The sequence below is a fragment of the Streptomyces sp. NPDC031225 genome, from assembly GCF_055570355.1.
On sequence record NZ_JBVIHJ010000003.1, the window covers coordinates 110,644 to 135,991 of the forward strand.

At 72.3% G+C, this 25,348-nt stretch carries 23 protein-coding genes; 14 read left to right on the plus strand and 9 right to left on the minus strand.

The features are described from left to right. Positions 1-75: 75 nt before the first annotated feature. Positions 76-1,689: an apolipoprotein N-acyltransferase gene (gene lnt, locus ACZ48Z_RS06055; protein ID WP_468734580.1), complete on the minus strand. Its 1,614-nt coding sequence runs from the start codon at positions 1,687-1,689 to the stop codon at positions 76-78. A gap of 238 nt (positions 1,690-1,927) precedes the next feature. On the opposite strand from lnt, the gene ACZ48Z_RS06060 reads away from it, so the two are divergent. Continuing rightward, on the plus strand, positions 1,928-2,956 hold the full coding sequence (locus ACZ48Z_RS06060; protein WP_468734581.1) for an O-antigen ligase family protein: 1,029 nt from the start codon (positions 1,928-1,930) through the stop codon (positions 2,954-2,956). A gap of 15 nt (positions 2,957-2,971) precedes the next feature. On the opposite strand, the gene ACZ48Z_RS06065 is transcribed toward ACZ48Z_RS06060, so the two are convergent. Continuing rightward, positions 2,972-3,520 (minus strand): hypothetical protein, encoded by a 549-nt coding sequence (locus ACZ48Z_RS06065; RefSeq protein ID WP_468734582.1) that lies wholly within the window; start codon positions 3,518-3,520, stop codon positions 2,972-2,974. 91 nt (positions 3,521-3,611) lie between these two features. Next, entirely contained in the window at positions 3,612-4,400 is a 789-nt protein-coding gene (locus tag ACZ48Z_RS06070) for a glutamate racemase (protein WP_468734583.1), read from the minus strand. 57 nt (positions 4,401-4,457) lie between these two features. Between ACZ48Z_RS06070 and ACZ48Z_RS06075 the strand changes: the two genes are divergently transcribed. Beyond that, a complete protein-coding gene (locus ACZ48Z_RS06075) occupies positions 4,458-5,636 on the plus strand; it encodes a glycosyltransferase (RefSeq protein ID WP_468734584.1) in 1,179 nt (392 codons plus the stop codon). Positions 5,637-5,654: 18 nt separating this feature from the next. On the opposite strand, the gene ACZ48Z_RS06080 is transcribed toward ACZ48Z_RS06075, so the two are convergent. Continuing rightward, entirely contained in the window at positions 5,655-6,899 is a 1,245-nt protein-coding gene (locus ACZ48Z_RS06080; protein ID WP_468734864.1) for a TerD family protein, read from the minus strand. A 298-nt stretch (positions 6,900-7,197) separates the two neighbouring features. Between ACZ48Z_RS06080 and ACZ48Z_RS06085 the strand changes: the two genes are divergently transcribed. From ACZ48Z_RS06085 to ACZ48Z_RS06100, 4 genes are all read left to right on the plus strand, one after another. Next, a complete protein-coding gene (locus tag ACZ48Z_RS06085) occupies positions 7,198-7,632 on the plus strand; it encodes a DUF6643 family protein (protein ID WP_468734585.1) in 435 nt (144 codons plus the stop codon). Positions 7,633-7,674: 42 nt separating this feature from the next. Continuing rightward, positions 7,675-8,502, plus strand: a complete 828-nt coding sequence (locus ACZ48Z_RS06090) for an MOSC domain-containing protein (protein WP_468734586.1) — start codon at positions 7,675-7,677, stop codon at positions 8,500-8,502. 226 nt (positions 8,503-8,728) lie between these two features. After that, on the plus strand, positions 8,729-9,334 hold the full coding sequence (locus tag ACZ48Z_RS06095) for an Rv1733c family protein (protein ID WP_468734587.1): 606 nt from the start codon (positions 8,729-8,731) through the stop codon (positions 9,332-9,334). A 111-nt stretch (positions 9,335-9,445) separates the two neighbouring features. Beyond that, on the plus strand, positions 9,446-11,881 hold the full coding sequence (locus tag ACZ48Z_RS06100) for a right-handed parallel beta-helix repeat-containing protein (protein ID WP_468734588.1): 2,436 nt from the start codon (positions 9,446-9,448) through the stop codon (positions 11,879-11,881). Here the strand turns inward: ACZ48Z_RS06100 and ACZ48Z_RS06105 are convergent. Further along, the gene (locus ACZ48Z_RS06105; protein WP_468734589.1) at positions 11,851-14,196 is read right to left on the minus strand and encodes a hypothetical protein; all 2,346 of its coding nucleotides are present in this window, start codon (positions 14,194-14,196) and stop codon (positions 11,851-11,853) included. The genes ACZ48Z_RS06100 and ACZ48Z_RS06105 overlap by 31 nt on opposite strands. Before the next feature lie 289 nt (positions 14,197-14,485). Between ACZ48Z_RS06105 and ACZ48Z_RS06110 the strand changes: the two genes are divergently transcribed. Together ACZ48Z_RS06110 and ACZ48Z_RS06115 are read left to right on the plus strand one after the other, a co-directional pair. After that, positions 14,486-15,325 (plus strand): DeoR/GlpR family DNA-binding transcription regulator, encoded by an 840-nt coding sequence (locus ACZ48Z_RS06110; RefSeq protein WP_468734590.1) that lies wholly within the window; start codon positions 14,486-14,488, stop codon positions 15,323-15,325. 52 nt (positions 15,326-15,377) lie between these two features. Beyond that, positions 15,378-15,848 (plus strand): SRPBCC family protein, encoded by a 471-nt coding sequence (locus tag ACZ48Z_RS06115; RefSeq protein ID WP_468734591.1) that lies wholly within the window; start codon positions 15,378-15,380, stop codon positions 15,846-15,848. Positions 15,849-16,407: 559 nt separating this feature from the next. On the opposite strand, the gene cds1 is transcribed toward ACZ48Z_RS06115, so the two are convergent. Beyond that, the gene (cds1, locus tag ACZ48Z_RS06120) at positions 16,408-17,535 is read right to left on the minus strand and encodes an L-cysteine desulfhydrase Cds1 (protein WP_468734592.1); all 1,128 of its coding nucleotides are present in this window, start codon (positions 17,533-17,535) and stop codon (positions 16,408-16,410) included. Positions 17,536-17,891: 356 nt separating this feature from the next. On the opposite strand from cds1, the gene ACZ48Z_RS06125 reads away from it, so the two are divergent. Together ACZ48Z_RS06125 and ACZ48Z_RS06130 are read left to right on the plus strand one after the other, a co-directional pair. Further along, positions 17,892-18,215: a hypothetical protein gene (locus tag ACZ48Z_RS06125; RefSeq protein WP_468734593.1), complete on the plus strand. Its 324-nt coding sequence runs from the start codon at positions 17,892-17,894 to the stop codon at positions 18,213-18,215. Between the two features lie 211 nt (positions 18,216-18,426). Next, positions 18,427-18,963, plus strand: coding sequence for an ATP-binding protein (locus ACZ48Z_RS06130; protein ID WP_468734594.1), 537 nt, complete (start codon positions 18,427-18,429; stop codon positions 18,961-18,963). Positions 18,964-18,986: 23 nt separating this feature from the next. Here the strand turns inward: ACZ48Z_RS06130 and ACZ48Z_RS06135 are convergent, their stop codons facing one another. Genes ACZ48Z_RS06135 through ACZ48Z_RS06145 form a run of 3 tightly spaced genes read right to left on the minus strand, consistent with a single transcriptional unit; the run spans position 18,987 to position 22,644 of the window. Next, positions 18,987-21,548, minus strand: coding sequence for an ABC transporter permease (locus ACZ48Z_RS06135; RefSeq protein WP_468734595.1), 2,562 nt, complete (start codon positions 21,546-21,548; stop codon positions 18,987-18,989). Continuing rightward, complete coding sequence (locus tag ACZ48Z_RS06140) at positions 21,545-22,354, minus strand: ABC transporter ATP-binding protein (RefSeq protein WP_468734596.1); 810 nt, start codon at positions 22,352-22,354, stop codon at positions 21,545-21,547. The genes ACZ48Z_RS06135 and ACZ48Z_RS06140 overlap by 4 nt, the downstream gene beginning before the upstream one ends. After that, complete coding sequence (locus ACZ48Z_RS06145) at positions 22,351-22,644, minus strand: SHOCT domain-containing protein (protein ID WP_468734597.1); 294 nt, start codon at positions 22,642-22,644, stop codon at positions 22,351-22,353. Before ACZ48Z_RS06145 ends, ACZ48Z_RS06140 begins: the two co-directional genes overlap by 4 nt. Before the next feature lie 172 nt (positions 22,645-22,816). Between ACZ48Z_RS06145 and ACZ48Z_RS06150 the strand changes: the two genes are divergently transcribed. The 4 genes from ACZ48Z_RS06150 to ACZ48Z_RS06165 are packed head-to-tail and all read left to right on the plus strand — an operon-like array spanning position 22,817 to position 25,320. Then, complete coding sequence (locus tag ACZ48Z_RS06150) at positions 22,817-23,395, plus strand: TetR/AcrR family transcriptional regulator (RefSeq protein WP_468734598.1); 579 nt, start codon at positions 22,817-22,819, stop codon at positions 23,393-23,395. A 13-nt stretch (positions 23,396-23,408) separates the two neighbouring features. After that, positions 23,409-23,804: a (R)-mandelonitrile lyase gene (locus ACZ48Z_RS06155; RefSeq protein ID WP_468734599.1), complete on the plus strand. Its 396-nt coding sequence runs from the start codon at positions 23,409-23,411 to the stop codon at positions 23,802-23,804. Between the two features lie 11 nt (positions 23,805-23,815). Continuing rightward, positions 23,816-24,400 (plus strand): DUF4865 family protein, encoded by a 585-nt coding sequence (locus ACZ48Z_RS06160; protein WP_468734600.1) that lies wholly within the window; start codon positions 23,816-23,818, stop codon positions 24,398-24,400. Then, complete coding sequence (locus tag ACZ48Z_RS06165) at positions 24,397-25,320, plus strand: phosphotriesterase family protein (protein ID WP_468734601.1); 924 nt, start codon at positions 24,397-24,399, stop codon at positions 25,318-25,320. Before ACZ48Z_RS06160 ends, ACZ48Z_RS06165 begins: the two co-directional genes overlap by 4 nt. The last annotated feature ends 28 nt before the right edge of the window (positions 25,321-25,348 follow it).

Below are 25,348 nucleotides of genomic sequence, written 5' to 3' on the forward strand. Positions count from 1 at the left end.
ACCGCAGGACGGCCACCCGTCAGCGGCGTACCCCCGGCACAGGCTCGGCCGCCCTGCCTTACGGCGCTGGTGCGCTCACGCCGCACCGGCGCGACGCCCCCGCACTCCCGCACCGATCGCCCAGCCGAGCCCGCCCGCGGCGACCAGCACCAGAGCCATCTCGGGCAGGATGCCCAGCCGGGTGGCGGGGGTCTCCGTCGACCTCAGCGGCACCTTCTGCACCAGTGCGGCGGGCACAAACATGCCGGTCCTCTGGGTGATCTTCCCGTCCGGCATGATGATCGCACTGACCCCGCTGGTCACCGGCACGGTGACGGTCCGGCTGTGCTCCACGGCGCGGACCCGGGACATGGCGAGCTGTTGGTAGGTCATCTCGCTGCGGTCGAAGGTGGCGTTGTTGCTCGGCACGGAGATCAGCTGCGCGCCGTCGGTGACCTCGGACCGCACGGCCCAGTCGAAGGCGGCCTCGTAGCAGGTGACCAGGCCGACCTTGGCGTTGGCCATCCGGAAGACACCCGGCTTGCTGCCCCGGCTGAAGTCCTGGCGGACCATGGAGGTCCAGTTCTTGTTGATCGCGCCGATGAGCGAGCGCAGCGGCAGGTACTCGCCGAACGGCTGGATCTGCCGCTTGTCGTAGGTGTCCGTGGGGCCCTTCACCGGGTCCCACAGGATCTGCTCGTTGTAGAGCTTGCCGTCCCGCTCGACGACGCCGCCGACCGAGATGGGCGCGTCGATCGCCTTGGCCGCCGCGCTGATGACCGCGGCCGCATCGGTGTTGGCGAACGGGTCGACGTCGGAGGAGTTCTCCGGCCACAGCACGATGTCGGGCTTCGCGACCTTGCCCGCCTTCACCTCGGCAGCCAGCCGCTCGGTCTCGCGCGCGTGGTAGTCGAGCACGGCCCGACGCTGGGCGTTGAACTCGAGGCCCGCACGGGGCACGTTCCCCTGGATGGCCGCGACGGTCACCGTGCCGTCCTCGGCCTTGTCGCTGACAAGCGTCCGGGCGGCAAGCGCCCCGACCACGGGGACGGCCACGCTCAGCAGGGCCACGGCCGCGGCCGGACGCCGTACGGCACCGATCCCGCGCCGCTCCACGAGCAGACGCACGATCTCGTACAGGCCGAAGCCGCACAGGACGACGGCGAACCCCAGGACGGGCGTGCCGCCCACCGCGGCGAGCGGCAGGAAGACGCCGTCCGCCTGTCCGAACGCGATCTTGCCCCAGGGGAAGCCGTTGAACGGCGCACGCGCGCGTGCCGCTTCGCCGGCGATCCACACGGCCGCCGCCCACACCGGTGAGCCAGGCAGCTTCGACACCGCGGCGACGCCCACGCCGACCATCGCGACGAAGACCGCCTCGACCGCGACCAGCGCGATCCAGGGCACGGGGCCGACCTCGACGCCGGTCCACACCAGCAGCGGCAGCAGGAAGCCCAGGCCGAAGAGATAGCCGAGCCCGAAGGCCGCCTTCCAGCCGCGTCCGCGCAGCACCCAGCCGAAGGCTGCGAAGGCGGGCAGGGCCAGCCACCACAGGGTGCGTGGCGGGAAGCTGACGTAGAGCAGCACTCCGGAGAGCGCCGCGGCGGCGGCCGGGACGAGACGGCGGAGTCGGGCGGCCCAGCGGGAGGTGGGCGCGGACCGGGGCTCCAGCTGGTCCGACTCGTCCACGGAAGTTGCGGTGACGGTCACCCAGGGAGTGTACGGCGGCTGACCTCGGCGTCGTCGGCCCGGTCCGTCCGGTGACCGGAGCCCGCGACCGGGCGTGTGAGCCGCCGCGTGACAGGGTCGACCCGCACAACTCGTCCACAAATCGCCCATCAGCAGTTACGGTGTGCCGAAGTCCCCGCCCTGGGAGCCGGTAGCGTCCGGGCGGCGGGGCCACAGGTCGGGGGACCGGGGTTCGGGGGGCGGGGTGGGTTCCACGGGGATGACGACTGTGGCCGGATCCGAGGAGGACGGCGACAGACGAAACGTTTCCGACGCGGTGGGTGTGCTGGTGCTCGGGGCCAGTGCCACCTGGTCGCTGATCACTGCGGCCGCGCACGACGGCCGTCCGGAGGGCGTCCTCCTCGCCTTGCTGGCCGTCGCCGCGGGATACGCCGCCGGCCGGATCTCGGGGGCGTTGCTGCCGGTCGCCGCACCCTGCGCCGCCGCACTGACGGGCCTGGGCCTGGCGGTGGGGCTCCCCCGGCTGGCACCGGGGCCCGAGCTCGTCGGACCGCTCGGTCACGCGGGTGCCACGACCGCCCTGCTGACGCTCGCCACCGGTGCCGCGTGCTGCGCCGCCTGGTCCACCGCGGAGCCCGCCCTGCGGCTTCTCCTCCGGCTGCTCGCCGTCGGCATCGCCGTGGCCTCGGCCGCCCTGGGGTCGGTATCCGGACTGGTCACCTGCGCGGTGGTCCTGCTGTGCTCACTCGCCGCGGGCCGGATGCACCACCGCGGTCCTGGCATCGCCGGTCTCGTCCTCGCCGCGACCACGGTGACCGGCCTGACGTGGGCGGTGGCCGGGAACGCGGTGCCGGAGGGGCTCGCCGAGTCGCTGCGCGGCGGGCTCACCCCGCACCGGATCGAGCTGTGGCGCGAGGCCCTGCACCTGGCCCGCGAGGACACCGCGCTCGGCGTGGGGCCGGGGCGCTTCGGCGAACTCAGCACCACGGCGGCCCAGTCCCTGCTGCCCGACGGGAAGCCGCACTCGGCGCCGCTTCAGCTCGCCGCCGAGCAGGGCGTGATCGGGGTGGTGCTGCTGGCGGCGGCCTTCTGCTGGCTGCTGTACGCGTTGTGGCGCTCGCCGCGCTCCACTCCGGTGGTCCTGACCGCGGGTGCGGCCCTGACGGTGCTGGCGGCGATCTCCGCCGTCGGCAACGCGTTGAGCTTCACGATGGTGTCGGTGGGCGCGGGTCTCCTGGCCGGTCTGGCGACGGCTCACCCATTGGCCGACGAGGCGTTCCCGAGGTGACCGGCCGGCCCGCTCTCAGTGCCGCGGCTCCGTCGCGCCTGACCGCAGCCGGTCCCGGATGATGCGTACGGCGGCCTCGGCGTCGTCCACGGTGATCGTGAACGTGTGGCCGTCCCACAACTGGAGGACCACGCCCTCGCCGCGGCGTACGACGACGGCCGTGCCCTTCTCCGGACGCCAGCGATAGCCCCAGCCACCCCATTGGCGCGGGTTGACGTGCGGGGCGAACTCGGCACCGGCGACGTGCGCCAGCGGGATCCGGCGGCGCGGCACGCCGATGTGGCCGCAGCGCACCTCCAGGCACTCCATGTCGACCTTGAGGGCGACATGGACGAAGGCGAGCGTCAGGAAGAGGACCAGCAGTCCCGCCGCGATGCAGCCGACCACGGACATGACGAGCGGGGCGACGCCCGAGGTCCACGCCGAATCGACGGCGAGCTCGACACCGAGCGCCATGATCGCGGCACCGCCGAGCGCCAGCAGCCACTGGATCCGGTTGGAGGCGCGGCCGGTCCAGACGTCGGTGTGATGCGAGGTGTGCTCGCCGTGGGGGTGGTCCCTCATGCCTACGAGGTTACTCAGGTTTCGCGCTACGGGTAGGCCGTCGCGGAGAGTGACTGCGCCGGGCGGAGGCCTTCGTCTCCGTCGTCTGCGGTCAGCGGGCGGGGCTGGCCGTCAACAGGAGCCGGCCCTCCTCATAGGCCAGGGCGGGCGCGGGCAGCGCGGTGCCCTCGCGTCCGCTCAGCAGCACGGTGAGGGTGCCGGTGGCCGCCGCCTCGGGGGCGGACTGCTCGCCGATCCGGCGCAGAGCCTGGGCGGCGACGGCTCCGGCGGAGCCGTGCAGGACGAGCGGCGGGCGGCCGGGGCGCTGCACGGCGGCACGGATGCGCTCGGCGACCAGTTCGTAGTGGGTGCAGCCCAGCACGACGGTCGTCACGTCCTCGGGGGTCAGGGCGGCGGCCGCGGCCACGGCGGCGTCGATCGCGGCCTCGTCGGCGTGCTCCACGGCCTCGGCCAGGCCGTGGCAGGGCACCTCGGTGGCCGGCACTCCGTCGGCGAACTCGTCGAGAAGGCCGCGCTGGTAGGGGCTGCCCGTGGTGGCGGGCGTCGCCCAGATGGCGAAGGGGCCACCGCCGGCCGCGGCCGGCTTGATGGCGGGGACGGTGCCAATGACGGGAAGGCCGGGTTCGAGGCGGGCGCGCAGGGCCGTCAGGGCGTGCACGGTGGCGGTGTTGCACCCGATGATCAGGGCCTCGGGACCATGAGCTGCGGCGGCCTCGGCGAGGCTCAGCGCGCGCGAGACGATGTCGTCCGGCGTGCGGGGACCCCAGGGCATGCCGTCGGGGTCGAGGGAGAGCACGAGATCGGCGTCGGGGCGCAGTCGCCGTACCGCGGCGGTGGCCGCGAGCAGACCGATTCCGGAGTCCAAGAGCGCGATCTTCACCCGGCCACGATAGACGATGAGCCCTTTGGGGCCGGTCCCGTGGGGCAGACTGCGCGCGTGAGCGCCATCGCGTGGACCGCCGCCGTATCCCTCGCCGCCTGGCTGTGGCTGCTGCTCTGCCAGGGCTTCTTCTGGCGCACGGATGTGAGACTGCCGCCGGAACGGGATCCGGGGGTCTGGCCGTCCGTGGGTGTCGTGGTGCCGGCCCGCGACGAGGCGGAGGTGCTGTCCGCGAGTCTCCCCTCGCTGCTGGCCCAGGACTATCCCGGCCGGGCGGAGGTCTTCCTCGTCGACGACGGCAGCTCGGACGGCACCGGGGAACTGGCACGTGAACTGGCGCTGCGGCACGGTGGTCTGCCGCTGACCCTGTCCTCACCCGGGGAGCCGCCGGCGGGGTGGACGGGCAAGCTCTGGGCGGTGCGCCACGGCATCGGCCTGGCACGCGCGCGTGGCCCCGAGTACCTGCTGCTGACGGACGCCGACATCGCGCACGAGCCGGACAGCCTGCGGCGGCTCGTGGCCGCCGCGCATGCCGGGGGTTTCGACGTCGTCTCGCAGATGGCCCGGCTGCGGGTGGAGAGCCTGTGGGAGCGGCTCGTGGTGCCGGCGTTCGTCTACTTCTTCGCGCAGTTGTATCCGTTCCGCAGGATCGGCAGGAAGGGCTCACGAACGGCGGCCGCGGCGGGCGGCTGTGTCCTGCTGCGCGCCGGGACCGCCGAGCGGGCGCGGATCCCGGACGCCATCCGGCATGCCGTCATCGACGACGTGGCCCTCGCGCGGGCCGTCAAGGGCGGGGGCGGTCACATCTGGCTGGGCCTCGCCGAGCGCGTGGACAGCGTGCGCCCCTATCCCCGGCTGCACGACCTGTGGCGGATGGTGTCGCGCAGCGCGTACGCCCAGCTCCGCCACAACCCTCTGGTGCTGCTCGGGACGGTCGCCGGGCTCGCGTTGATCTATCTGGTGCCGCCCGTCGCCGTCGTCGTGGGCCCGGTGACGGGGAGTACGGCGACCTCGCTGCTCGGTGCGCTCGCGTGGCTGGTCATGACAGGGACCTACGTCCCCATGCTCCGCTACTACCGGCAGCCCCTGTGGCTCGCTCCCCTGCTGCCCTTCACCGCGTTCCTGTACCTCCTCATGACGGTCGATTCGGCGGTGCAGCACTACAGGGGGCGCGGCGCGGCCTGGAAGGGCCGTACCTACGCCCGCCCGGACACCGTCGTCGGCGAGAAGAGCTGAAGCGAGTGAGGCGCGGCCTCACTTACGGCCCGGCGTCCAGTTCATGCCCCAGCCGTATACGTGGTCCACCGTCCGCTGCGGGCTCACCCCACGGTCGGGGACCAGGTAGCGGGCCTCGCGCTGGACGACCAGGTCGTCGCCGGTGTTGGTGATCAGGGCCAGGGCGCACACCGTCGAGGGCACGGTGCACTCGTCGAGGGAGAACTCGATCGGTCCGCCGTGCTGCGGCTGCAGCGTGACCGTGGCGTGCAGGTCGGCGAAGGACCGCGCGCCCTCGTAGATGGTCACGAAGACAAGGATGCGCCGGAAGTCCCGCGTGTGGTCGAGATTCACGGTGAGGTTCTCGCCGGCGGCGCTCGAACCGGTGCGGTCGTCGCCGTCGAGGTGGATGTACGGCGGCTGGTGCAGGGCTCCATAGGCGTTGCCCAGTGCCTGTACGACGCCCTTGCGGCCGTCGCTGAGTTCGTACAGGGCGCACAGGTCGAGGTCGAGGTCCGCGTGCATGGCCGTCGCGCGGCCGCGCTTGCTGCCCCAGCCCGAGAACTGTTTGTGCACCTGCCAGTTGAGGTTCACGCGCATCGCGCCCGAGGTGCCGCCCTGTTTGGTGAGGGAGACGGAGGGAGCCGACTTGGTCAGCGTGACTTTGGTGAGGCGGACCGGCTGTGCGGTGGGCGGGGGCGGCGTGGTGGGCGGGGGCGGCGCGGTGACCGGCGCGGGCGTGCTGACCGGGGGCGCGGCCTGCTGGGGTTCGTCCACGGTGATCCCGAAGTCCGTTGCCAGACCTTCCAGTCCGCTGTCGTACCCCTGCCCCACGGCACGGAACTTCCAGGCGCCCTGACGACGGTAGAACTCACCGAGGACGAAAGCGGTTTCGACGGTGGCGTCCATGCTGCCGAACCGTGCGGCCACGGTGCCCTGCGCCGCGTCCCGGACCTCGATGCACAGATCCGGAACCCGCGCGAAGGTCCCGCCGTCCGCGGAAGCGGCGAGCACGACGGTCTCCACCGACGGCTCCACGCGCGCGAGGTCGACGAGCAGTGTGTCGGTCACCTGGGCGCCGTCGGTCCGCTTGCCTTCGTGGCGGACCGCTCCGGAGACGTGCTCGGGCTGGTTGTAGAAGACGAAGTCGGCGTCGGAACGAACCTTTCCTCCGACCAGCAGCAGGGCGGAGGCGTCCGCGGGAGGGACTCCCGGTCCGGAACGCCAGCTCAATTCGACGCGCAGTGCCGTCGTCGGCACCGGAACGTTCGACCCTTTCGACATTGACATGTGCGCCCCCATCAGGTGTCGGCAGGCCAGGACGCGCCCCGGGCGGTCCCTTGTGTTCTATACGTTCAACCTATTCCCCCGGGACAGCGAACTCCCATCCCACGCACAGGAAGATCGCCGGTCAACCGTCGGTAACCCGCCGGGAACTCGGCCTTTACATGATTCGGGGACGGTTCGGCGTCCTTTTTTGCCGAGTTCGCTCGCATTGGGGATCCCACGTCACTGCCGACACGGAAAACAACCCTCTTATCGGTCTCCCCAACCAGCACATCGTGGGCTTACCTTATGTGCCATGACCTCCCCCCGCTCCACTTATGGCGGCGGCTACTACTCCGCCTCCTTCCCGGACACTCCGATCTACGACTCGCTCGTGGCCGAGCGGGGCACCCCGCAGATCGCCCCGATCCGGGTCCCTGCCATGTACGACGTCCCGGTCAGTAATCTGCCGGCGCTGCCGTCCGCGCTGCCCGCTCTTCCCGCGGGCCCCTCCCAGTACGCCTACGGCTATCCGCAGGCCCAGCAGCCCTCTCCCCTGCAGCAGGCGCCCGCGGCGTACATCCCGCAGCAGGCCGCCGCGCCGCGCGGTTATCCCGGGCCGCAGCAGCAGCCGCGTCCGGCGGCTCCCGGCATGGGCACGGGCTACGAGGCGATGCGCCCCGCGGCTCCCCGGCCCGCGCAGGCGGCCCCGTACCAGGACCCGTACAACCAGCAGTACCGCGGGTACTGATACCCCTCCCCGGCCGTCGGTGCCCCCTGGCACGATGGCCTCATGGGGAATGCGCAACTGCTGTCGATTCACGTCCATCCGGTCAAGGCGTTCCGGGGTCTCGCGCTCCGGGAGGCCGAGGTCGAGCCCTGGGGGCTGGCCGGAGACCGGCGCTGGGCGCTGGTCGACGACGGGGGAAAGGTCGTCACACAGCGACAGCAGCCGCGCCTCGCGCTGGCCGCCGCCGAGCTGATGCCCGGCGGCGGCGTCGTGCTGTCCGCGCCCGGCATGGATCCGCTGACCGTCCCGGTTCCCGAGCCTGCCGAGACCGTCACCCTCGACCTGTTCGGGGACAAGGTCGAGGGCGTGCCCGCCGCCGGCGCGGCCGCACACTCCTGGTGCAGCGACTACCTCGGCAGCACGGCCCGCCTCGTCCACCTGGACGACCCCGCCACCCGGCGCCCGGTCGACCCCGAGTACGCGCTGCCGGGCGAGACCGTCACCTTCGCGGACGGGTATCCGCTGCTGCTCGCTTCCACGGCCTCCCTCGATGCCCTCAACTCCCTGATCTCCGAGGGCCGGCACGCGGCCGAGGGCCCGCTGCCCATGGACCGTTTCCGGCCGAACGTGGTCGTGGACGGTACCGGCGCCTGGGCCGAGGACGACTGGTCGCTCATCGCGATCGGCGACGTCACCTTCCGGGTGGCCAAGATGTGCGGGCGGTGCGTCGTGACCACGACCGACCAGACCGACGCCGTCCTCGGCAAGGAGCCCCTGCACACCCTGGGCCGCCACCGGCGCTTCGGCAGCAAGCTGGTGTTCGGGCAGAACCTCGTGCCGCGGTCCCGCGGCACGATTCGGGTCGGCGATCCGGTCAGGATTCTCGAATAGGCGACCGCGCGGGCGAGCCGTCGGGGAAGCGGCCGCGGACGGAGTTCCGTCAAAGATCCGCCTGTGCCCGGTCACGGGAACCCGGCCCGGGGGCCTGCGCGTTGGGGCTTTCATGAGGAGTTCATGAGAGGACCGGGCCCCAGGTGATTTCGCTCTCTCTTCGGCCTGTGCCCCACCTGAACTCCTCGGCGGGGGGTTATCACGGAGCGGGAAGGGGGTGCGGACGGTGCGAGCGATCAGCGGACTCTGGCGTTGGCGGCACAATCCGCTGCGCCGCGGGACCGACCTGGCCGAGGCCTGGGTGGGCCTCGTGGCCCTGGTGCTGATCCTGGTCGGCGGACCGGTGATCGGTGCTCTCACCGGCGGGGCGGCCCAGGACACTCTGCAGCGGACCGCGCGGGCCCAGCTCGAGTCCCGCCACCTGGTGACGGCGACGGTGGTCCGCAAGCTGAACCGCTCACCGCTGGACGCCGATCCCGAGACCTCCTCCGGGCGGGATCTGCGAAGCCGTGTGGTGGCCGACTGGACAGCGCCGGACGGCACCAGGCACGAGGGCAAGGTCATGGCCGATCTCCAGAGCCCGCACCGCGGCGACCACTTCACCATGTGGACGGACCTGCACGGGCGGACGGCGGCCCGGCCGCTGGACTCCGCCACCGCCACCACCCATGCCGTCCTCGCCGGCACAGGCGCGGCCCTGCTGACCGCAGGCCTGATCGAGGGCGGTCGGCGGTTCGCGGTCTGGCGGATGATCCGTCGCCGGTACGCCCGCCTGGACCGGGCCTGGGACCGCGCGGGCCCGGACTGGGGCCGGACCGGCACCGGCAGTTGACGGCCTTGCGGCTCTGGTCAACCCACCACCCACGCGCACGCTACGGTGGACCGGCCGAGGTTCCTCGGCAGCACAAACCCGCGTACGACAAGGTGGGGGCACAGCAACGCCATGGCACAGGGCACGGTCCAGGTGACGCACACCGGTACATCGCGGTGGCGGCGCCGCACGGGTGAGTACGCGTCCCTCGCCGCCGCCCTGGAGGCCGCGGCCGACGGTGACGTCCTCACGGTCGCGCCCGGCACCTACCGGGAGAACCTCGTCCTGCAGCGGGCGGTGACCCTGCGGGGCCCGGAGGGTTCTCCCGGCTCCGTGCGCATCGCGCCAGTGGACGGAGTGCCGTTGACCGTGCGTGCCTCCGCGGTCGTCCAGGACCTGCATGTGGAGGGCCAGGACGCGGCCGCGCCCGCTCTGCTCGTCGAGGAGGGCACCCCGGAGCTCGCCGACATCCGGGTCGTCACCCGGTCCGCCGCCGGCATAGAGGTGCGCGGGGGCGCGCGGCCGACCGTACGGCGCTGCACCGTCGACAACCCGGCCGGCGTCGGCATCGCCGTACTGGACGGCGCGGGGGGCGTGTTCGAGGAGTGCGAGATCGTGGCGGCCGGCCAGTCCGGCGTCGCGGTCCGCGGTGGCGCCCACCCCCGTCTGGAGCGCTGCCGGGTCCACCACACCTCGGGCGCGGGCCTTTCGGTCACCGGCGAGAACTCCGCGCTGGAGGCCGTGGGTTGTGAGGTCTACGAGGTCCGCGGCAGCGGGATCCAGATCACCGGCCGGGCCACCGCGCACCTCACCGACTGCGATGTGCACCGCACCACCACCGACGGCGTCACCCTCGACACCGACGCGGTGCTGACCCTGGCCGACTGCCGTATCCACGACATCCCGGAGAACGCGGTCGACCTGCGCTCCCGGTCGGTCCTGACCCTGACGCGCACCACGGTGCGGCAGTTCGGGCGCAACGGCCTGTCGGTGTGGGATCCGGGCACGCGCGTGGACGCCAACCAGTGCGAGATCTTCGACAGCACGGGCGACTACCCGGCCGTCTGGGTCAGCGACGGCGCCACCGCGGTACTCGACTCCTGCCGGGTGCACGACGTGCCGGACGCCCTGTTCGTCCTGGACCGCGGCTCCCGCGCGGACGTCGTCGACAGCGACATCTCCCAGGTGCGCAACACGGCGGTGTCGGTCAGCGACGGCGCCACCGCCCAGCTCGACGACTGCCGGATCCGGGACGCGGCGACCGGCGCCTGGTTCCGTGACCACGGCAGCGGCGGCACCCTCAACAACTGCACCGTGGACGGCACCCAGACCGGCGTGATCGTCACCAAGGGCGCCGACCCGACGCTGGAGCGCTGCACCGTCGACTCCCCGGCCGAGGCCGGGTTCTACGTGTCGGCGGGCGGTCGCGGCAGCTTCCTGAACTGCCGGGTGACCGGCAGCGGCGGCTACGGCTTCCACGTGATAGACGGCTGCCGTACGACGCTCAAGAAGTGCCGTACGGAGCGGTGCGCGCGCGGGGGCTACGAGTTCGCGGACGCCCCTGATGCGGCGGCCGGCGCGGGCCCCGTCGTCGAGGACTGCACGAGCGACGAGAGCGGCGGCCCGACACCGCCCGCGGCCCGGGAGACGGCAGTACTGACGGAGTCCTACGCCCCCGGCGTGCTGGGCGCCATCCCCGGTCAGCGCATCACCGAGCAGGAACCGCTGGTTCCCCCCGCCGAGCCGGACAGGGCGTCGCGCTCCTCGAAGGCCGTCCTCGGTGAACTCGACGCGCTGGTGGGCCTGGACAGCGTCAAGCGCGAGGTCCGGGCGCTCACCGACATGATCGAGGTGGGCCGGCGCCGCCAGCAGGCGGGCCTCAAGGCCGCGTCCGTCAAGCGTCACCTGGTCTTCACGGGCTCCCCCGGCACCGGCAAGACGACGGTGGCCCGGCTCTACGGCGAGATCCTCGCGTCCCTCGGTGTGCTGGAGAAGGGCCATCTCGTCGAGGTGTCCCGCGTCGACCTGGTCGGCGAGCACATCGGCTCCACCGCGATCCGCACCCAGGAGGCCTTCGACCGGGCGCGCGGCGGAGTGCTGTTCATCGACGAGGCGTACGCGCTGTCGCCGGAGGACTCGGGCCGGGACTTCGGCAAGGAAGCCATCGACACGCTGGTCAAGCTGATGGAGGACCACCGGGACGCGGTCGTGGTGATCGTCGCGGGCTACACCGCCGAGATGGAGCGGTTCCTGTCGGTCAACCCGGGTGTGGCCTCCCGTTTCTCACGGACGATCACCTTCAGCGACTACGACCCCGAGGAACTCCTCAGCATCGTGGAGCAGCAGGCCGAGGAGCACGAGTACCGGCTGGCACCGGGCGCCCCGGAAGCCCTGCGGACGTACTTCACGGTGCTGCCCAAGGGGCCCGCGTTCGGCAACGGCCGTACCGCGCGCCAGACCTTCGAGGCGATGGTCGAGCGGCACGCGAGCCGGGTCGCCCAGGTGGCCGACCCGACCACGGACGATCTGACGCTGCTCTACGCCGAGGACCTGCCCGAGTCGTCCTGAGACCGCGGGCCCGGCACGTCCGGCTGGAGCCTGCCCAGCAGTTTCTCCCGCTCCTCGGCGAACGCCGGGTCGGCCTGGTAGTCGGAGTGACCGAGGATCGGCGCGGGCAGCGGGTGCAGGTCGGTGCGGCCGTAGGCCAGCGGGTCCTTCAGTGGTGCGCGGTCCACCTCGGGGCCGCAGTCGCCGGGCAGCCGGACCGGGCCGCCGATGGGGTCCGTGAGCCGGTGGAGGTTGCGCCAGCAGTCCACGTCGTGGTGCAGGGCGGTGAGGGCGGCCGGGCCGAAGTGCGCCGGGAACCAGCGGCCGTAGAGGCGTTCCAGCGGGGAGCCGTAGGTCAGCAGGGCGACCCGCCCCCGGACCGAGGGCTCCAGCTGCCAGGCCGCGGCGGCCGCGAGCACGCTGCCCTGGGAGTGTCCGGAGATGACCAGCCTGCCGCGCGTGGCCCGGATCCAGGTCGCGATCCGCCAGGTCAGGTCGGGTACCGCGCGCTCGGCGTAGCAGGGCGGGGCGAAGGGGTGGGCCGCGCGGGGCCAGAAGGTGCCGACGTCCCAGAGGATGCCGATGGTGCGTCGGGCGGAGGGGTCCTTGTAGGCGCGCCTGCCCCAGGTGACGAACAAGATGAAGCCGAGGCCGATGAGCCAGGACCCGATGGCCTGTGCGCTTTCCGCCGCGCCCTCGACGAAGGCGTACGACCCCTCGGCGGCCTTGCCCGGTGTCTTGTGGGAGGTCAGCGCGCCCACCAGGGCTCCGGCGCCGAGCAGCAGGGTGCTGGCCGACGTCACTCCGAGCAGGCGCGGTCCCCGGTCCGTCAGCGCGGCCATGGCGCGGGTCCTGGCGATGTGCCGGGTGCGTGCCGCGTCCTTGAGTTCTTCGGGGTACTCGCTCTCCACCGTGGCCAGTTGGGCCCGGCCGGCCCGTACGGTCCGCCGGCCGAGCCAGGCGCCGTGTCCCAGGAGCACGACGAGGACCAGTGGGATCACGGACGCCTGCCAGGTCAGCAGGACGGGCGGTCCGGGGATGCTCGCGCCGGTGCCGTCCAGCCAGTCCGCCACCCGCTGCGACACGCCGCCGGACATCACCCCGCCCAGGGCGCAGGCCAGCATGGCCACGGCAGGTCCGCCCAGTCCGCGCATCGCGGCCCGCGGTTCGGGGTGCGTGCGGTACAGGACGTGGGCCACCACGGCGAGCGCGAGGACCAGCACTCCCTGGACGAAGGCGATGCCACCGAAGGTCGCGTCCCCCGACAGCCGGCCGTGCGACTGCCACCCCGGCCGCTCCCACCCGGCGTACACCACGGCGAGGGCGAGCAGGAGGAGCGCGGTGAGCGGCAGTCGGCGTACGAGATTCTCGTCGAGGGTCCGGTCCAAATACCTCTCGCTGCGTCCGCGGCGGCACACAACCCAGACGACGCCGACCCCGGCGGCGACAAGGCCGGTCTGCAGGAGCCGGCCGAGTGTGTCGAGCAGGGCGGGGCCGCCCGGCTCGCGATCGAAGCGGGCCGCCGTCGACGCGACCGCAGCGGCGATCGTCAGCAGTCCTGCGGCGGTGTGCGCGGCACGCAGACGGGCGACCAGGCGGCGGCCGTACCAGAAGCCGGGCCGCCCGAGCGCGGTGCGGTCGTGGTCCTCCTCGGGTTCGCCCCGGCGGAACATGGGCTGCTGCGACTCGTATGCCCGCCAGGTGCGGTGGGACAGGTACCAGAGCAGTCCTGTGAGCGCGGCCGGGACGAGAGCCGCGAGGGCGAGGCGGCGGCCCGGCCGACTCCACCAGCCGGCGTCCGAGACCTCGGGTGACAGGAAACCCAGCCAGGAGTGCGACTCCGCGCACGCGCGTGTGCCCGCGCACTGCCAGGCCGCGAGATCGAGGGCGACCTCGCAGGCCGCGGCGACCAGCAGGACCGTCAGGGTCAGGCCGGCGAGCCGCACCAGCAGGCCGTACAACCGCACCGTCCGTCTGCGGCCGCGCGTGGTGGGGCGCATCCAGTGGGCGAGGTTGACCACCATGAACGGCAGCAACAGCAGCCACAGGGCGCGGGTGCCGTTGCCGGAGGTGAGGTTGCACCAGACGTACGCCTCGGGCACCGGACCGGTGCGGCCGTCGCGCGGGCCGGTCTCTCCGGCCTCCGCGTCGACGTCGTCGGCGCGCCGGAACACGGCCGCGACCTCGTCACCGGTGATCCGCACCGTGCGCGGGTCGTCGAGCATCTTCTCCGGTGTGGTGCCGCCCACTCCGTGGACCAGGAGTTCCAGGGCGGCGCCGGATTCTTCGGGCCGGGCGGCATTGCCGTCCGTGCCCACGGCTGGGACACGTTCCACTGTTTCGCACTTCCCCCGTGACGCGCTGTCGGCATCTGTCCGTGCGGGCACAAGGATCGCCCGTCGGCGTGTTCCGCACACCTCTCGTCACGCAATCTCCCCGATCCGGGTGACTTCGGGAACCCTCGTGTCGTCCCGGTGGCATGCGCGCGACGGGACGGTCGGTGGCGCGACCGGAGGGGGCCCGTGCGAGTATGGGACGTCCGCACGCCAGGGACGGGCAAAATGTGCTTGTCGGAGCGGGTGTACGGCGTGTGGGTCGGCTTGAGGCGAAAGGACCGGAGCGTACGTGAGCGAGAATCAGAACCTCCTCGCGGAGCAGCGGCGCGCCCTGATCCTGGACGAGGTCCGGCGCCGAGGCGGGGTCCGCGTCAACGAGCTGACCCGCAAGCTCGGCGTGTCGGACATGACCGTACGGCGCGATCTCGACGCGCTGGCCCGTCAGGGTGTGCTGGAGAAGGTGCACGGTGGCGCGGTCCCCGTGGTCGAGGCGAGCACGCACGAGCCGGGTTTCGAGGCGAAGTCGGGCCTGGAGCTGACCGCCAAGGAGGACATCGCACAGTCCGCGGCGGAGCTGGTCGCGCCGGGGACCGCGATCGCGCTGTCGGGCGGTACGACGACGTACGCGCTGGCCCATCATCTGCTCGACGTCCCGGATCTGACCGTCGTCACCAACTCGGTGCGGGTCGCCGACGTCTTCCACGCGGCGCAGCGCACCACGGGCCCCCGGCAGGGCGCGGCCACCGTCGTACTGACCGGCGGTGTTCGCACCCCGTCCGACTCGCTGGTGGGGCCGGTGGCCGACCAGGCGATCGGGGCGCTCCACTTCGACGTGCTCTTCCTCGGCGTGCACGGGATATCGGTCGAGGCGGGCCTGTCGACGCCGAACCTCGCCGAGGCCGAGACGAACCGCCGCCTCGTGCAGTCGGCGCGGCGCGTCGTGGTGGTCGCCGACCACACCAAGTGGGGGACCGTGGGCCTGAGTTCGTTCGCCTCGCTGGAGCAGGTCGACACGCTGGTGACAGACGCGGGGCTGCCCTCCGCGGCGCGCGCGGAGATCTCCGAGCATCTGCGGCGACTGGTGGTGGCCGGTGAGTCCGGTGCGGCCGTCGAGGGTACTGACAGCTGACTGAGCGGCAGTTAAGGTGACACCTCCCGCATCGGCCCTACGGGGGGTGTCCATGGCTCACCAACTCCGTGCGGTGGGGCTCGACTTCATCGAGACCGCGCCCGTACGGCTGGTGTTCGCGCAGGAGATGTCCGCACCTCCTGTGTCCGTCTTCCGGGCCCTCGCCGACGACGTGCCCGGCTGGGCGGAGTGGTTCTCGGCGGTGACGCTGGCCCGGTCGACCGGGGACGGCTCGACCCGAGAGATCCACCTCAAGGGCAGCGGCCGCTTCCAGGAGACGATCATCGCGGCGAAGGAAGCCGAGGTGTACGCCTATCGCGTCGACGTGGCCAACGCTCCCGGCGCCCGCGCCATCGCCGAGGAATGGCGTCTCACCCCCGCCGGGACGGGCACCCGGGTGCGGTGGACGTTCGCCGTGGACGGCACGGCGGCGTTCCGCGTCGTCGCGAAGCTCGGGAACGCCGGGCTGGGGCGGGCCTTCCGCAACGCGGTCAGGACCCTGGACGCGCGTCTCGCCGGGTAGGGGTCACGATGGCCCGCCGGGCCGACTGCCTGCCGTTGCGATCCGGCCTACCGGCGGCTCGTGTCCCTGCCTACGGTCGGCCAGGCACCGCGGGACCGAAAGCCCGACCGTGTGGCCTCCAGTCGATGGCCAGCCTGGGGCCGGCCGAGCAACGACCCGCCGGACAGCGGTCGCCCCCACGGCCCGCCAGGCATCACCAACCCCCAACACCGCCCAATACCTCCAGCCGAGGACTCATGCGGGCGCCGCCGAGCAACGACCCACGGGCCGCCAAGCACCACCGGCCCCCAACACCGCCCCACACCCTCCGGCCACCCACCCACGGGAGCCCAGCCGAGCAACGACCCACCGGACAGCGGCCGCCCCTCCGCCCGTCAGGCGGGCCGAGACGCTGTTCCACACCTCGGGCGGACGACCCGCATACCCACCTCGCCCCGGCCGACCGCCGGCTTGTCGATGAGTCCGGTCCACCGGAGACCCCCAGGCACCTCCGGGCCGTAAGCCTCGCCCGGGGCCTCCAGCCGAGGACCCGCCCCCGGCGCCCCGGCCGACCGAGGGGCTACCGGTCCGGCCAGAGACCCGTCTCCAGCAGTGAGCCGATCGCTGTCATGTACGGCTCGATGTCCAGCCCCTGCTCGGCGAGCCACGTGTCGGAGTAGTACTTGTCGAGGTAGCGGTCACCCGGGTCGCACAGCAGCGTGACGACGCTGCCCCGGCGTCCCTCGGCCACCATCTCGGCGATGATCTTCAGCGCGCTCCACAGTCCGGTGCCGGTCGAGCCACCCGCCCTGCGGCCGATGGCCTGCTCCAGAGCCCGTACGGCGGCGATGCTCGCCGCGTCCGGGACCTTCATCATGCGGTCGATCGCGCCGGGTACGAAGCTCGGCTCCATGCGCGGCCGGCCGATGCCCTCGATGCGCGAGCCGCAGTCGCACGAGACGTCCGGATCGCCGGTGGTCCAGCCCTCGAAGAAACAGGAATTCTCCGGATCGGCCACACAGATGCGGGTGTCGTGCTGCATGTAGTGGACGTACCGGGCGAGGGTCGCCGAGGTGCCGCCGGTACCGGCCGTGGCCACGATCCACGCGGGCTCCGGGAACCGCTCCAACTCCAGCTGGCGGAAGATGGATTCGGCGATGTTGTTGTTGCCCCGCCAGTCCGTGGCCCGTTCCGCGTAGGTGAACTGGTCCATGTAGTGGCCGCCGGTCTCCACCGCGAGGCGGGCGGACTCCTGGTACATCGTGCGCGGGTCGTCCACGAAATGACACCGGCCACCGTGGAACTCGATGAGGCGGATCTTCTCCGCGCTCGTCGTGCGGGGCATGACCGCGATGAAGGGCACGCCGGTCAGTTTCGCGAAGTACGCCTCGGACACGGCCGTCGAGCCGCTGGACGCCTCGATCACCGGTCGGCCCGGCCGGATCCAGCCATTGCACAGGCCGTAGAGGAAAAGTGAGCGGGCCAGCCGGTGTTTGAGGCTGCCCGTCGGGTGGGTCGACTCGTCCTTGAGGTACAGGTCGACGCCCCACGTGTCGGGCAGCGGGAAGCGCAGGAGGTGGGTGTCGGCCGACCGGTTGGCGTCGGCCTGGACCTTGCGGACGGCTTCTTTCAGCCAGCCGCGGTAGGCGGCGTCGCTGCGGTCGACATCGAGGGTGCCGCCGGTCCTGGTCTGCTGTGGGGTACTCACGACAGGGCTCCTTACGCTGCGCGCCGACGACGGGTCGCGCGGCCGACGCTTCGATCATAGACACCTTCCGCACGCTTCTCACCTGCATAAACGTGCCTTTGGGAGCCTCAAAGGCACCCCTGGGGTCTGGATGCGCCGCACCTTCAGGGGTGCCTGCGGGGGCGCATTCGAACGAGTGCTCCGGACACTTGCGACGAGGTGTCATGCGCACTGGTGCTCCACGCCCGTGGCGGGCAGACTGCACCAGGCGGGACGGACGTCTCGGACGGGGGCGCACACTGGATCACTACAGTCGACTCTCCGGCCCACGCGGAAGCACGGGCCGACACACCGACGCGCACAAGGGGGCGGGCGGCATGGCGGAGCCGGAGTTCACGGCTATGGGCGTGCGGATCGGCAAGAGGCTGCGCTCGCTCACCCGGGCCGGTCAGGTGCGGATCAGCGACGGCAGACTGGAACTGCTCACCAGCTACGGCAGCGAGATCGACAGTGCGCCGGTGCAGGCGGTACGCGCCTCCAAGCCCTGGTTCGCGGCCGACGACCGGGCCCTCGCGGATCTCAACGGGAACCGCTACCTGCTGACCCTGGGCGAGCACGACCCCGCTCCGGGCGAGCCGGGGCCGCCTGCGGCACGCCGGTTCATCGAGGCCGTACGCAGGGCCGCGGGGCGCCGGGACTGAGTCGTCGTACCCGGCGCGGGCAGGCTTTGCCGACCGCGAGTTGCGCCACCGCGCCTCCTGCGCCACTCTGATCTCACATCACTCTGGGTTTACCGGCGATTACGCTGCGAACCAGCCCGCCGGGCACAACAGCAGGCGGCCGTCTTCGTCCAGGCACCTGCTCGATCCGAACTCCGTGTTCTTCCGGACCTCACGTCGGGGAGTCGCAGCCGTGATCAGTCACCCAAGCAGGCATTGCACGGTAGAGCTTCAAGCCCTGCCGTCGCGGATCGGCCAGGTCCGCAGAATCCTTTCAGCGCATCTGCGCTACTGGCATATGGATCCCCTCATAGACCGGGCCGAGCTCGGTGTGACGGAGCTGTTGACCAACGTCCACCGCCATGCGCAGCCCGACAAGACGTGCACCGTGGAGATCGAGCTGCTGCTCGACCGGCTCACGGTCTCGGTGCACGACCACGACCCGCGTCTGCCGGTCGTGGCCGACATCAAGGACACCGAACCGCTCGCCACGTGCGGGCGGGGGCTCGCGATGGTCGCCGCGGTCAGCGAGAGCTGGGGCATACGGCCGGACGGCGAGTCGGGCAAGGTCGTGTGGTTCACGCTGCCGACGCCTGCCGCCGCGCTGCCCACCGCCACTCGTCCGCTCCGGCGGACGGTCACGGAGAAGCCCGCGCTCAGGTTCGCGGAGGTCTCGGTGGACAGCCACCGGCCCGAACACGCTCCCGCCCGGTCCGCCGTTGCCGGCTGACCGGGCGGTGACACCCGTCGTCCTCACTCGGTCGCGATCGCCCTCAGCACGTCCAGGCGAGCCGCGCGCCGGGCCGGGCGCAGGCCCGCGAGGGCTCCCGCCGCGAGGCCCACCAGGGCGACCACCGCGAGTTGCAGCGGTGGCATCGCGAAGGCGAAGGTGCTGTCGCTCGCGCCGTCCGACGCCTTGACCAGGACCCAGCCGAGGAAGGCGCCGAGGGCGAGTCCGCCGACGGTGCCGAAGGCGGCGACCAGGACGGACTCCCAGCGCACCATGGCCCGCAGCTGGGAGCGGGTCTGGCCCACGGCCCTCAGCAGACCCAGTTCGCGGGTGCGCTCGTGGATCGCCAGGGTCAGCGTGTTGGCGATGCCCAGCAGGGCGATGAGGACCGCGAGGGCGAGCAGCGCGTAGACGAGCGTCAGCATCATGTCGATCCCGCTGGCCGAGGACTGCGCGTACTCGTCACGGGTCTGCACGTCGGGACTGCCGTACTGTGCCGCCACCTTCTTCACCGCCGCCTTGCCCGCGGCGGTGTTCACGCCGGCCTTGAAGGAGACGGCGACCAGGGTGTCGGAGTCCTGCGTGCGGTGCGGGGCCCAGGCCGCCCTGGTGATGACGTAGTCCCCCGCCAGCTCGGACCGTCCGTAGAGTGCGCGGACCGTGAAGGTCCGTGACGTGCCGTCGGTGAACGTCAGCCGGGCTGTGTCGCCGGTGGCGAGGTGCTGCTTGTCCGCCTCCTTCCCGGTGATGGCGATGCCGTCGGTGCCCAGGTCGTTCAGGGAACCGCGGACCGTGCCGAGGTCGAAGGTGCGCGCCAGTGCGGGCGGGTCGGTGACGGTCAACGCCCGTCCCTGGCCGTTGACTTCGGCGACGCCACGACCGAGCCCCACCGCCGTGTCCACCTCGGGCAGTCGCTGCACCGCCCCGGCGAGCCGGGGGCTCAGGCCGCTGCCGCCCGCACCGAACGACGGCGTGCTGACTGCGAGATCACCCGCGAAGGACCGGGAAACGGTCTGGTCCATGGTCGCCTTCAGGGACGCCCCGAAGACCGTGAACAACGAGACCACCGCCACGCCGATCATCAGCGCGCTCGCGGTGGCGGCGGTCCGTTTCGGGCTGCGCAGGGCGTTGCGCCGGGCGAGCCCGCCGGTGACTCCGCGGACCCGGTCGAGGGGGCCGCCGAGGACGCGTACGGCTGTCGTGGAGGCGACCGGGCCGAGCACCACGAAGGCGGCCAGGGCGAGGACGGCTCCGATGCCCGCCAGCAGGATGGACGGGGACACCAGGACGCCGGTGAGGGTGACGGCGAGGGCGAGCGCGGCCAGGCCCGCCCCGGTGACCGCGCGGACGCGGGAGGCACCCGACTGGTCGACGGCCGATTCGCGCAGGGCGGCCAGCGGGGCGGTGCGGCCGGCGCGTACGGCGGGCAGCAGCGCGGAGCCCAGGCAGACCAGGATGCCGACCACGAGCGGCAGCGTCAGCGACAGGGCGCTGACCACCAAGTCGCCGTCCGGGAAGGGGAATCCGATGGCCGGGAACAGGACCTGGAGCCCGGCGGCGATGCCGATGCCGCCTGCCAGGCCCACGGCGGACGCGGTCACGGCCACGACGCTCGCCTCGGTCAGGGTCGACGCGGTGACCTGACGACGGGAGGCACCGAGGGCCCGCAACAGCGCGTTCTCGCGGGTGCGTTGGGCGACGACGATCGCGAAGGTGTTGTGGATGGAGAAGGTGGCGACCAGAAGGGCGACGCCGGAGAACACCAGGAGGAACGCCGTGAAGATCGACAGGAACTGACTGGAGATCATGTCGGTGTTCTCCTGGGTCGACTCCTGACCGGTGATGGCCTCGACCCCCTTGGGCAGCACGGGTGTCAGCCGGTCGACGAGTTCCTGCTGACCGACGCCGGACGTTGCGCGGACCTGGATGCTCGACGCCCGGCCGGGCCCGGCCGTGAGGAATTTCTCGGCGTCGGCGAGGGTCATGCCGGTGAAGGTCACCTGGGCCATGCCGTCCTCGCCGCCGAAGGTCGCGAGGCCCACGATCGTCACGTCGACGGGGTCGGGTGTGCGCAGGACGGTCGTGTCGCCGATCTTCAGGTCGCCCCGGTCCGCGGTGCCCCGGTTGACGACGACCTCGCCGGGCCTCTCGGGAGCGCGGCCCTCGGCCAGTCGGTACGGGTTGAGCTGCGGGTCGTCGATCCAGTTGCCGGCGAGGGTGGGCGGGCCCTGGCCCCCGATGGGCTTGCGGTCGGCGCCGACCAACTGGCCGGCGCCCTGGATGTCGGGCACGGCGGCCGCGACACCCGGGACCTGCTCGACGGTCCGCACGAGACCGGCGTCGACCGGTTCGCGCACTCCCTCGCTCTCCCCCGGCGTGGTGATGGCCCCGGCGCTGCGGATCACCGCATCCGTGCCGCCGGTCGCCTTGCCGAACATGGCGTCGAAGCCGGCGCGCAGCGTGTCGCCCATGACGAGGGTCCCGGCGAGGAAGGACACGCCGAGGAACACCGCGAGGAAGGTTCCGGCGAAGCGCCGCTTGTGGGCACGAAGGGAGGAGACGCTGAGGCGCAGGGAGGCGTTCATGAGGGCCCCTCCGTCCATGTCCCTGAGCGGGATCCGGCCCGTGCGGGTGTGTCCAGGGCCTTCATCCGGTCCAGGACCTTGTCGGCGGTCGGGGATTCCATACGGTCCACCAGACGTCCGTCGGCGAGGAAGACGACCTCGTCGGCGTGGGCGGCGGCGACCGGGTCGTGGGTGACCATGACGACCGTGCGGGCCGTCCGGCGCACGGTCCTGCCGAGCAGGGCGAGGACCTCGCCGCCGGAGCGGGAGTCGAGGTTTCCGGTGGGTTCGTCGGCGAAGACGACGTCCGGCCGGCCGGCGAACGCGCGGGCCACGGCGACGCGTTGCTGCTGTCCGCCGGAGAGCTCGGCAGGCCGGTGGTGGAGCCGGTCGCGCAGGCCGACGACGTCGACGAGGGCGTCCACCCACTCCGGGTCGCCCGCGCCTCCCGCGAGATCGAGCGGCAGCCGGATGTTCTCCTCCACGGTCAGCGTCGCCACCAGGTTGAACGCCTGGAAGACGAAGCCGACGCGGTCCCGGCGCAGCAGGGTCAGACGGCGGTCGTCGAGGGAGCCCAGCGCGGTGTCGCCGATGTAGGCATCGCCCGAGGTCAGCGTGTCGAGGCCGGCCGCACAGTGCATGAGGGTGGACTTGCCGGAGCCCGAGGGCCCCATGATCGCGGTGAAGCGCCCGGCCGGAAAGTCGACGCTCACCCCGTCCAGGGCCCTCACCCCGGTGTCGCCGCCGCCGTACAGCTTCACGGCGTCGACCACCCTGGCGGCCGGCGGCATCCGCGTCGTGGCGGTCCGGGTGGTCGTGGCGGTCATGCCGCACCGCCCTTGCCCGCTGTACGGCCGAACTGCTCGTCCAGGACGGAGAGCCGGCGCCAGTACTCGTCCTCGTCGATCTCACCGGAGGCGAAGCGTCGGCCGAGCATGGCGATCGGCGAGTCACCGGAGGGAGCGGCTTCGGCCAGGGCGCGCCACGGGCCGCGGCGGCCGCGCAGGCCGGTGCGGCGCAGGACGGTGACGACGCCGAGCACGACGGCCGCCCAGATCAGCGGGAAGAAGAGGATCCACGGGCCGGGGCCGCCGTCCCCGTAGGCGAGGGTCTGCATGTCGGTTCATCTCCCTGGAATTCCGGAACACGAAGTTCGGTGATGCTTCGAGACTGGCTCCGGGGAGGGGTCCGGGTCGTCGTACGGCCAGCGGCAGTGCGTGTACCTCCCGGGGAGTACAGCGGCCCGTCTCGTCTGCTCCGTACGGCCCTCGACTTCTGTAACTACTAGTATGTACAGTACGCTCATGAGCACCTCGGACCGACTGATCGAGTCCACCCGTGAGCTGCTGTGGGAGCGCGGCTATGTGGGCACCAGCCCCAAGGCCATCCTGGAGCGCGCGGGCGCCGGACAGGGCAGCATGTACCACCACTTCAAGGGCAAGCCCGACCTCGCCCTCGCCGCGATCCGGCGGACCGCCGAGGAGCTGAGGGCCACCGCGGAGGGAGCACTCGGCGGGCCCGGAACGCCGTACGAACGCATCGAGGCGTATCTGCGGCGCGAGCGGGATGTGCTGCGCGGCTGTCCGATCGGCCGGCTCACGATGGACCCGGACATCATCGCCAGCGACGAACTGCGCGGGCCCGTCGACGAGACGATCGACTGGATCCGCGAGCGCATCGCCGGAATCGTCGAAGAGGGCAAGGAACAGGGCCAGTTCGCGTCCCGGCTGGACGGCGAGGAGATCGCGGCGACGGTCCTCGCGACCGTGCAGGGCGGTTATGTGCTCGCCCGCGCGTCCGGTTCTCCCGCGGCGTTCGACACGGGCGTGCGGGGACTGCTCGCGCTGCTCACACCCCAACCCTCGTAAGGGAGTTCACCCCGTGCAGATCACCCGACAGCGCCCCACAACCCGGCAGGGAGCGGCCGAGAACTTCACCGGGACGGTGTGGCTCGACGAGTTGGCCGCGCCCCCCGCCCCGTCCCGGCTGCGGATGTTCAGCGTCCACTTCGCACCCGGCGCCCACACCGCGTGGCACCGCCATCCGCACGGCCAGGTGCTCTCCGTGACGGAGGGCGAGGGCCTGGTGCAGCGCAGGGGCGGTGCCGTCGAGCCGATCCGGGCGGGCGACACCGTGTGGATCGAGCCGGGTGAGTGGCACTGGCACGGGGCCGGGCCGCACACCTTCATGACCCATCTCGCGGTCGTCGAAGCCGCGGAGGACGGCACGACCGCCGACTGGGACGCGCACGTCGCCCCCGAGGACTACCCCGCCTGAGGAGGCACCGGATGCACGCCATGCAGTACGAGCTCACGCTGCCGGCCGACTATGACATGGCCGTCGTCCGCGCCCGGGTGGCCCGGGTCGGGCATCTGCTCGACGAATGGCCCGGGCTCGGCTTCAAGACGTACCTGATACGCGAGCGCGGGGTGAACGGCTCGCCCGTCAACCAGTACGCGCCCTTCTACCTCTGGGACACCGTGGAAGGCATGAACACCTTCCTGTGGGGCGGCGCCTTCCAGGGGCTGAGCAACGACTTCGGGCGGCCGTCGGTGCAGCAGTGGACGGGGCTGTCGTACGAGGAGGGGGGCGCCGTCGGAACTCCTGCCAGGTCGGCCGTGCGCAGGCGTCAACCGGTGCCCGACGATGTGGAGTTGGCCGAGGTGATGGCGGAGGCGGTGGGTGAAACGGGGCGGCTCGCGCGGGAGGACGGCGCGGTGTTCGCGGCCGCCGCCGTGGACACGGCCCGCTGGGAGCTGGTCCACTTCTCGCTGTGGGCGCACGAGGCAGCCAAGGCAGAGGGTGACGTCTTCGAGGTGCTGCACGTGTCGGCGCCGGGGCGGGAGCGGCTGCCGCGGGGGCGACAGTGGTGAGCGCGATCCGTACGGTCACCGGGGACGTCCCCGCCGAGCGGTTCGGTGTGTGCGACGCGCACGACCACCTGTTCTTCGGCAGTCCCCGCCTGCCCGGCCAGGAGTTGCGGAGCGTGTCCGCGGCGCGGGCCGAGCTGACCGCGTTCGCCGCGCTGGGCGGGGGAAGTGTCGTGCAGTGGACGCCGTACGGGCTGGGCAGGCGGGCGGCCGATCTGCCCCCGCTGTCCAGGGAGACCGGGGTGCACGTGGTCGCCGCGACCGGCCTGCACCAAGCCGTGCACTACGACGACCGGACGCTGTCCGAACTGCGCGGGAAGCTGGCCGATGTGTTCGTCGCCGAACTGACCGAGGGCATCGGGATCTCCGGGGTCCGCGCGGGGCTCATCAAGGTCGCGGGAGGCTTCCACGCCCTCGACGCGCACGCCCGCTGGACCATGACCGCGGCGGCCGAGGCCCACCGTGCGACGGGGGCGCCGATCGCGGTGCACCTGGAGCTGGGCACCGGGGCACTGGACGTACTCGACCTGCTGTGCGGCGAGTTGGGGGTGCCGCCGCACCGGGTGATCCTCGGGCATCTCAACCGCTCCCCCGACTTCACGGTGCACCGGCAGGCCGCGGAGTCGGGCAGCTACCTGGCCTTCGACGGGCCCTCGCGCGCCAACCATGCGACGGACTGGCGCATGCCGGACGCCGTACGGGCCCTGGCCGACGCGGGACACGGGGACCGGCTGCTCCTCGGTGGCGACACGACGACCGCGGCCGCCCGGTCGGTCGACGGGGGCCCGGGAATGCCGTATCTGCTGCGCCGGGTACGGCCCCGGCTCGCGGCCGAGCTGGGGGCGGAGCTGGTGGGACGGATCCTCACCGACAACCCCGCCCGGGCCCTGTCCGTGCAGTGGCCGGAGCCGGTCGGCCGTTGATCCTTCGCACGGCGCCGCCGGAGCCCGT